Origin of the sequence: uncultured Bacteroides sp. (assembly GCF_902491285.1) — a bacterium.
Lineage (GTDB): Bacteria > Bacteroidota > Bacteroidia > Bacteroidales > Bacteroidaceae > Bacteroides.
On the sequence record NZ_CABUHK010000133.1, the window covers coordinates 1 to 8140 of the forward strand.

Annotated in this window: 4 protein-coding genes and 1 pseudogene; 2 read left to right on the plus strand and 3 right to left on the minus strand. The window is 45.7% G+C overall.

The genetic code is table 11. The annotated features are described in order from the left end of the window. Window positions 1-276: 276 nt before the first annotated feature. Together RDN93_RS20925 and yaaA are read right to left on the minus strand one after the other, a co-directional pair. Window positions 277-381 (minus strand): annotated as a pseudogene (locus tag RDN93_RS20925) (sugar O-acetyltransferase); the annotation flags it as partial. Between the two features lie 3 nt (window positions 382-384). Then, window positions 385-1158: a peroxide stress protein YaaA gene (gene yaaA, locus RDN93_RS20930; RefSeq protein ID WP_308747282.1), complete on the minus strand. Its 774-nt coding sequence runs from the start codon at window positions 1156-1158 to the stop codon at window positions 385-387. Between the two features lie 137 nt (window positions 1159-1295). Between yaaA and RDN93_RS20935 the strand changes: the two genes are divergently transcribed. Continuing rightward, a complete protein-coding gene (locus RDN93_RS20935; RefSeq protein WP_308747283.1) occupies window positions 1296-3281 on the plus strand; it encodes a family 20 glycosylhydrolase in 1986 nt (661 codons plus the stop codon). A gap of 100 nt (window positions 3282-3381) precedes the next feature. Here the strand turns inward: RDN93_RS20935 and carB are convergent, their stop codons facing one another. Continuing rightward, window positions 3382-6603, minus strand: coding sequence for a carbamoyl-phosphate synthase (glutamine-hydrolyzing) large subunit (carB, locus tag RDN93_RS20940; RefSeq protein ID WP_308747284.1), 3222 nt, complete (start codon window positions 6601-6603; stop codon window positions 3382-3384). Between the two features lie 347 nt (window positions 6604-6950). Here carB and trpS point away from each other — a divergent pair, with 347 nt between their 5' ends. Then, window positions 6951-8045: a tryptophan--tRNA ligase gene (gene trpS / locus RDN93_RS20945; protein WP_308747285.1), complete on the plus strand. Its 1095-nt coding sequence runs from the start codon at window positions 6951-6953 to the stop codon at window positions 8043-8045. Window positions 8046-8140 lie beyond the last annotated feature (95 nt).

The following is an 8140-nucleotide window of genomic DNA, read 5'->3' on the forward strand; positions in this document are numbered from 1 at the left end:
GCCGACCCTCTGCTTGTAAGGCAGATGCTCTGAACCAGCTGAGCTAAACGCCCTTACACTTCCGTTTCAAAAGCGATGCAAAGGTACGGCTTTTTTTGAAACCTGCAAACATTTCCCATATTATTTTTCAATAAAATTTTCACCCAATTAACAAACATACTGATTATCAACAGATAAAGGAAAAACTTTTTTTTTCGTGTAACTTTCGATTTATCAAATCAGAGAAACAATCTTTCCCGGTCAGACATCAAACCATCTGCTTGCGAATGACGCGTACCGGATTCCCGCCAGCAACTTCTTCGCATGTTCAAAACTCACCTGCAACTCCGGCACGGACATATCCGCCAACTGGCTGCTGCGCATCTTCTCTATTTCCGTCATACTTTATACCTCTTTGCCATTCGTAAATACAAACTTCTTTTCATCCGAAAGGGATGCGTTGAACTCGAATCCTTCCCAAGAGAAACTTTTCAGTTCTTCCGGATTCTCAATCCTGTTTTTCAGGATAAAGCGCGTCATCTCACCGCGGGACATCTTTATATAGATAACTATCGAAGCCAGCTTTCCATTCTTCCATACCTGAAATTCGGGAGTTATGACACATATTTCTTTCTCCACCCGCTTCCAGTCGAACAGGCTTTTCATTTCGTCACTAGCCAGATTACAAAGTATTCCGCCCGCTTTCTTTATATCTTCGATGAACATATCCGTCAAACGCGACCGCCAATAAGAGAACATGGTTTGATTCCCCAATTCCGGCAACACGACATCGCCCTCCAAACGATAGGAACGGATGGTGTCCAACGGCCTCAACAATCCGTAACAGAAAGAAGTCAGCCGCAGATGCTCCTGCGCATACTCAAATTCCTCATTAGAGAAATCTTTGGCATTCAGACGCTTGAACACTATCCCGGTATAAGCCAGCAAAGCAGGCAGTTCCGGTGTACCCTCGGCATGAAAGACCTGATAACGCTTATAATTCTCCACAGCTATCTTAGCATTTACACGCAACAGACGTTCCAACTCGTCCACCGAAAACTGCGACATCTGCAAGGCAACTTCAGACGCTTCTTTTTGAAAACGCGGAATTGTACTCAAAGGAGTTTTCACCTTTGAAGTCCCACTCATTGTCTTGGCACAGGATAGAAGTACTAACATGCTTAAATCTGATTTTATCTTTTCAAGAAACAAAAATAAAAAATAATTCGCTTCTCTTACTGATGAATAGCTGAATTATCCTTACTTTCACCGCATAATTAACTTTAATCATTCATTAATAACAAAAAAGACCCCTTATGAGACACACACTGATCCCCCTAAAAGTGCTATTCTTATTAACAATCTTTTGTTTGACCGGGAATTTATCCCACGCCGCCGTTAATCCGAAACCGTTCGTTATCCCCGAATTGAAACAATGGACAGGAAAGGATGGCAACTTCATCCCTGGAACAGATACGAAAATCGTCTGCACTTCCTCCAATCCCGAACTGCTGAGAATAGCCCGACTGTTCGCCGATGACTATCGACAGATGTTCGGACAGACATTGAGCGTGACAGAAGGTAAGGCCAAAGCCGGAGATTTCGTCCTATCCCTGTCGGCCGACAAAAAGCTGGGAAAAGAAGGTTACGCCATCCAAATAGCCGACCGCGTGACACTCTCCGCCCCGACTCCGACCGGACTTTACTGGAGTACACGCACCCTTCTGCAGATAGCGGAACAAACCAGCGGACACCAGCTTCCTAAAGGAACCATCCGCGATTATCCCGACTATCCCATCCGGGGATTCATGATAGACTGCGGCCGGAAATTTATCCCGATGTCTTATCTGCAGGATTTGGCAAAAATCATGGCTTATTATAAGATGAATACCTTGCAAGTCCATCTGAACGACAACGGATTCAAACAATATTTCGAGCATAACTGGGATAAGACATACGCTGCTTTCCGCCTAGAATCGGACACTTACCCGGGACTGACTGCCCGTGACGGTTCTTATTCCAAAAAAGAATTTATTGATTTCCAGAAACAGGCGGCAGCCAACTTTGTAGAAATCATACCGGAAATAGATATTCCCGCACACTCACTTGCATTTGCCCACTACAAACCGGAAATCGGCAGCAAAGAATATGGCATGGATCATCTCGACCTGTTCAAGCCGGAAACCTATGAATTTGTAGACGCGCTGTTCAAGGAATATCTGGAAGGAGACAATCCCGTATTTGTCGGCAAACGCGTACACATCGGCACTGACGAATACTCAAATGCAAAGAAAGACGTGGTAGAAAAGTTCCGGGCTTTCACCGACCATTATATCCGCCTGGTAGAGAGCTTCGGCAAGCAAGCTGTAATATGGGGCGCGCTCACTCATGCCAAAGGCGACACACCTGTCAAATCAACGGATATCATCATGAACGCCTGGTACAATGGATATGCTGACCCGGCAACTATGATAAAGGACGGTTATCAACTCATCAGTATCCCTGACGGAATGGTTTACCTGGTTCCTATAGCCGGATATTACTACGATTACCTCAACGAATCATTCCTATATAACAAATGGACACCCGCACATATCGGCAAAGCCGTATTCGAGGAAAAGCATCCTGCCATCCTCGGTGGCATGTTTGCCGTCTGGAACGACCATGTAGGCAACGGAATTTCCGTGAAAGACATTCATCACCGTGTATTCCCCGCCCTGCAAACCCTTGCCGTGAAAATGTGGACAGGTAAAGAAACCAGCCTGCCTTACGAAGCATACAACGAAAAGCGTGCTGCTATCAGCGAAGCACCCGGAGTCAACCAGTCGGGAAAAATCGGCAAGAGCCCCGCATTGGTTTATGAACGCTCCACTGTCGCCCCCGGCAGCACTTCCGATTATCCTGAAATCGGCTACAATTATACAGTCTGCTTTGATATTACCGGAGCACAGGAGAAAAGCGGAACAGAATTATTCCGTTCGCCCAATGCCGTATTCTACCTGACAGCCCCGATTCGCGGCATGATGGGTTTTGCACGCGATGGTTATTTGAACACTTTCCCATATAAAGTGAATCCGGGAGAGAAAGCTTCGATCCAGATTGAAGGTGACAGCCGTAGCACCACACTCAGAGTAAACGGAAAAGTTATCGAAGAAATGAATATGCAGAAGCTCTACTTCAACGCAGGAAAAGACTCTATGAATTATATTCGCACATTGGTTTTCCCACTGGAAAAAGCCGGGAATTTTAATAGCCGGATAGAAAATCTGAAAGTATACAATTATCGTATAAGCAAACAATAGCAAGCAAATCAAAAAGAAGAAAGCACCCCAAAAAAGAACTCCCTCTTCGGCATTCCAAAGAGGGAGTTTTTCTTATCTTGAGATAAACAGCTAAAGCAGCTTATTTATATTCCTGCCAGCTCTTAATCTGAATATCACTCAGTTTTAGTTCACAGAATGCTTCGATAAAGGCACTTGCCAGACGGGCATTTGTAATCAAAGGAATGTTATGGTCGATTGCGCCACGACGGATGCGGTAACCGTTTGTCAATTCGCGTTTACTGTGATTCTTCGGAATGTTGACAATCAAATCGAATTTATGGTCGGCAATCATCTTCATCACGTTGTTCTCTGCATCCGGTTTTTCATCCGGCCAGTAAACCGGAGTCGTGTCTACACCATGAGCATTCAGGAAAGCGGCAGTTCCGGCAGTCGCATATACTTTGTATCCTTTAGCAAACAGCATACGGCTTGCGTCCAGCAAATCTACTTTCGACTTCATCGCACCCGAAGAGAACATTACCGCTCTTTCAGGAATCTTGAAGCCTGTGGCAATCATTGCATTCAACAATGCTTCCGAGAAGTCGTCGCCGATACAGCCGACCTCACCCGTAGAAGACATATCTACGCCCAATACCGGGTCGGCCTTGTGCAGACGGGAGAAGGAGAACTGGGAAGCTTTTACACCAATCCAGTCGATGTCGAATGCCGATTTGTCCGGACGTGAATATGGAGCATCGAGCATGATACGGGTAGCCGTTTCGATAAAGTTGCGTTTCAGCACTTTGGAAACAAACGGGAAGCTACGGGAAGCACGCAGATTACATTCGATTACCTTCACTTCATTGTTACGGGCCAGGAACTGGATATTGAACGGACCGGAGATATTGAGCTCTTTTGCAATCTGGCGGCTGATCTTCTTGATGCGGCGTGCAGTTGCGAAGTAAATCTTCTGAGCCGGGAATACCAGTGTAGCGTCACCGGAGTGGACACCGGCAAATTCCACGTGTTCGGAGATCGCATATTCTACCACTTCACCGTTCTGGGCAACAGCATCGAACTCGATTTCTTTCGTGTTTTCGAGGAACTGAGAAACAACCACCGGATATTCCTTGGAAACTTCGGCAGCCATCTTCAGGAAGTTCTCCAGTTCTTCGTCATCGTAGCAGACGTTCATTGCAGCTCCCGAAAGAACGTAAGAAGGACGAACCAATACCGGATAGCCAACTTTCTCCACGAAGCCTTTCACATCTTCAAGACTGGTCAACTCCTGCCAAGCCGGTTGGTCGATACCCAGTTGGTCGAGCATTGCAGAGAACTTGTTACGGTTTTCGGCGCGGTCGATGGAAATCGGAGAAGTACCCAATACAGGCACCGACTGGCGGTAAAGCTTCATAGCCAAGTTGTTCGGGATTTGTCCGCCAACAGAGACGATTACGCCGCGAGGCTGTTCAAGGTCGATTACGTCGAGTACACGTTCGAACGAAAGTTCGTCGAAGTACAGACGGTCGCACATATCATAGTCAGTAGAAACCGTTTCGGGGTTGTAGTTAATCATGATAGATTTGTAACCCAGTTTGCGGGCAGTCTGCACAGCATTCACCGAGCACCAGTCAAATTCTACAGAGCTACCGATGCGGTAAGCGCCCGAACCCAGTACGACTACTGATTTCTCATTCTTATAATAGTTCACATCATAACCTTCCACCGCATATGTCATATACAGATAGTTAGTCAGTTCCGGATGTTCGGAAGCAACGGTATTGATGCGTTTTACGGCCGGAAGGATACCCATAGATTTACGGTGAGCGCGTACTGCCAGATTTTCTTTCTCCATATTTCCGGTCGGATTCAACACGAAGCGTGCAATCTGGAAGTCAGAGAAACCTAAAACTTTAGCTTCACGCATTACGTCAGCCGGAATATCTTCCACCTTATTATAGGTAGATAATTTAGCTTTATAATCAACGATATTCTTCAGTTTGCCGAGGAACCAAGGGTCAATTTTTGTCAGTTCGTGAATACGGTCGATGCTATATCCTTTTTCCATAGCCTGCGCGATGGCAAACACACGCAAGTCGGTCGGACGGGAAAGTTCCTTGTCAAGGTCATCGAAGTGCAGTTCATCGTTGCCAACGAAACCGTGCATACCCTGACCAATCATACGCAGACCTTTCTGAATAATTTCTTCAAAAGAGCGGCCGATAGACATGATTTCACCTACCGACTTCATGCTTGAACCGATTTCACGGGAAACACCGGCAAATTTTGTCAAGTCCCAACGGGGAATCTTACAGATATAATAGTCAAGTTGCGGAGCAACATAAGCAGAGTTCGGCGTTCCCATCTCTCCAATCTGGTCGAGTGAGTACCCCAACGCAATCTTAGCGGCAACGAATGCCAGCGGATAACCGGTAGCCTTGGAAGCCAAAGCAGAAGAACGGCTCAGACGGGCGTTCACTTCAATCACGCGGTAATCATCCGTATCAGAGTTGAATGCATACTGGATGTTACATTCACCTACGATACCCAAGTGGCGGATACATTTTGTAGAGAGCTCCTGCAACATTTTCAGTTCCTTGTCGTCCAGCGAGCAAGTAGGAGCAACAACGATAGACTCACCAGTGTGGATGCCCAGCGGGTCGAAGTTTTCCATACTGGCCACAGTGAAGCAGTGGTCGTTAGCGTCGCGGATAACTTCAAATTCGATTTCTTTCCATCCTTTCAGAGATTCTTCCACAAGGATTTGTTTAGAGAATGCGAAAGAGCTTTCGGCCAGTTTCAGGAATTCTTCCTCGTTAGCGCAGATACCGCTACCAAGACCACCCAATGCGTAAGCCGAACGTACCATTACCGGATAACCGATCTTGCGGGCAGCGGCAATCGCATCTTCCATGCTTTCTACCGCCTGGCTCACCGGAGTCTTCATTTCAATTTCGTCCAGCTTCTTCACGAACAGGTCGCGGTCTTCCGTATACATGATAGCTTCTACCGATGTACCAAGTACCTTCACTCCGTATTTATCAAGAATACCTTGTGTGTAGAGTTCAGCGCCGCAGTTCAACGCTGTTTGTCCGCCGAATGCCAGCAGGATACCGTCCGGACGTTCTTTCTTGATAATTTCTTCTACAAAATAAGTGTTTACGGGAAGGAAATACACTTTATCGGCAATCCCTTCAGAAGTCTGAATGGTTGCGATGTTCGGGTTTACCAATACTGAGCTGATACCTTCTTCTTTCAAAGCTTTCAGTGCTTGTGAGCCTGAGTAGTCAAATTCTCCGGCTTGTCCGATTTTGAGTGCTCCAGAACCCAAAACGAGAACTTTCTTGATTTCCTTTTCCATTTCTTTTGTTGTTATAATAAGTTGTTATTTCTAAGTTCGTCCATAAAAAAAATGCGTTACCCTCAAAAAAGGATTAACGCATTACCAAAGAACTAAAATATCGTTTTTGGAGAAAAAAGAAGAAGCCTGTCGTTTCCGGGTGCAAAACATCCGAATGTAGATAATACTTACTTCTGATTTCTTGTTGATTCATTGTCTATTTCAAAATTTGTGCAAAGTAACGACATATTTTGCAAATAGCAAAAAGAAACGTTCACTTTTTTACAGTGAAGTGACTTCATTTTGATGCATCTTTCAGTTTTTATCTGTATCTTTGTCGCTAAATCTATATTAATAAGGTAATAACAATGGGAAAAGAAAAAATCATATTGACGGGAGACCGCCCTACCGGCAGACTTCATATCGGACATTATGTAGGTTCGTTGAAACGCAGAGTTGACTTGCAAAACGCAGGTGATTACAGCAAGATGTTTATCTTCATCGCCGACTCACAGGCGTTGACCGACAATATAGACAATCCTGAAAAGGTACGTCAGAATGTAATCGAGGTTGCCCTTGATTATTTGGCTTGCGGCATCGACCCGTCCAAAGCTACCATCTTCATCCAGTCGCAAATCCCGGAACTGTGCGAACTCAGTTTCTACTTTATGGACCTTGTCAGCGTGTCACGCCTGCAACGTAACCCGACTGTGAAAGCGGAAATCCAAATGCGTAACTTTGAAGCGAGTATCCCCGTAGGTTTTTTCACTTATCCTATCAGCCAGGCTGCGGATATCACGGCTTTCCGTGCAACGACTGTCCCCGTAGGTGAAGACCAGGAGCCGATGCTCGAACAGGCACGCGAAATCGTCCGCCGATTCAACTATATATATGGTGAAACTTTGGTAGAGCCGGAAATCCTGTTGCCGGACAATGCGGCTTGCCTGCGTCTGCCGGGAACTGACGGTAAGGCGAAGATGAGCAAATCACTCGGCAACTGTATCTATCTATCGGAAAAACCGGAAGAGATTCAGAAGAAAATCATGAGTATGTACACCGACCCGGGACATCTCCGCGTGCAGGACCCGGGAAAAATTGAAGGTAATACGGTATTTACTTATCTCGACGCTTTCTGCCGTCCCGAACATTTCGAACGCTTCTTGCCGGACTACCCGAATCTGGAAGAGTTGAAAGCTCATTACCAACGCGGCGGACTAGGTGACGTAAAAGTAAAACGTTTCCTGAATTCTATCATGCAGGAGACTTTGGAACCGATTCGCAATCGTCGCAAAGAGTTCAGCAAGGATATTCCCGCTATCTACGAGATGCTTCAGCAAGGCTGCGAAGTGGCAAGAGCTGCGGCTGCCGAGACTTTGGCTGATGTGAAGAAAGCGATGAAAATTAATTATTTCGATGATAAGGAATTAATCGAAGAGCAGGTGAAACGTTTCTCGCAAGAGTAAAACATTTCGTCTGGAAATAAACATAATTATAAGGTAAAGGCTGCCCTTCTTTTGTAGAACAGGCAGCCTTTCTTATCGGATATTTTTCAAAGATT

Excerpts from the sequence above, each read along its gene's own strand:
- yaaA (WP_308747282.1), bottom strand. The coding sequence starts at position 1,158 with ATGTTAGTACTTCTATCCTGTGCCAAGACAATGAGTGGGACTTCAAAG.
- RDN93_RS20935 (WP_308747283.1), top strand. The coding sequence starts at position 1,296 with ATGAGACACACACTGATCCCCCTAAAAGTGCTATTCTTATTAACAATC.
- carB (WP_308747284.1), bottom strand. The coding sequence starts at position 6,603 with ATGGAAAAGGAAATCAAGAAAGTTCTCGTTTTGGGTTCTGGAGCACTC.
- trpS (WP_308747285.1), top strand. The coding sequence starts at position 6,951 with ATGGGAAAAGAAAAAATCATATTGACGGGAGACCGCCCTACCGGCAGA.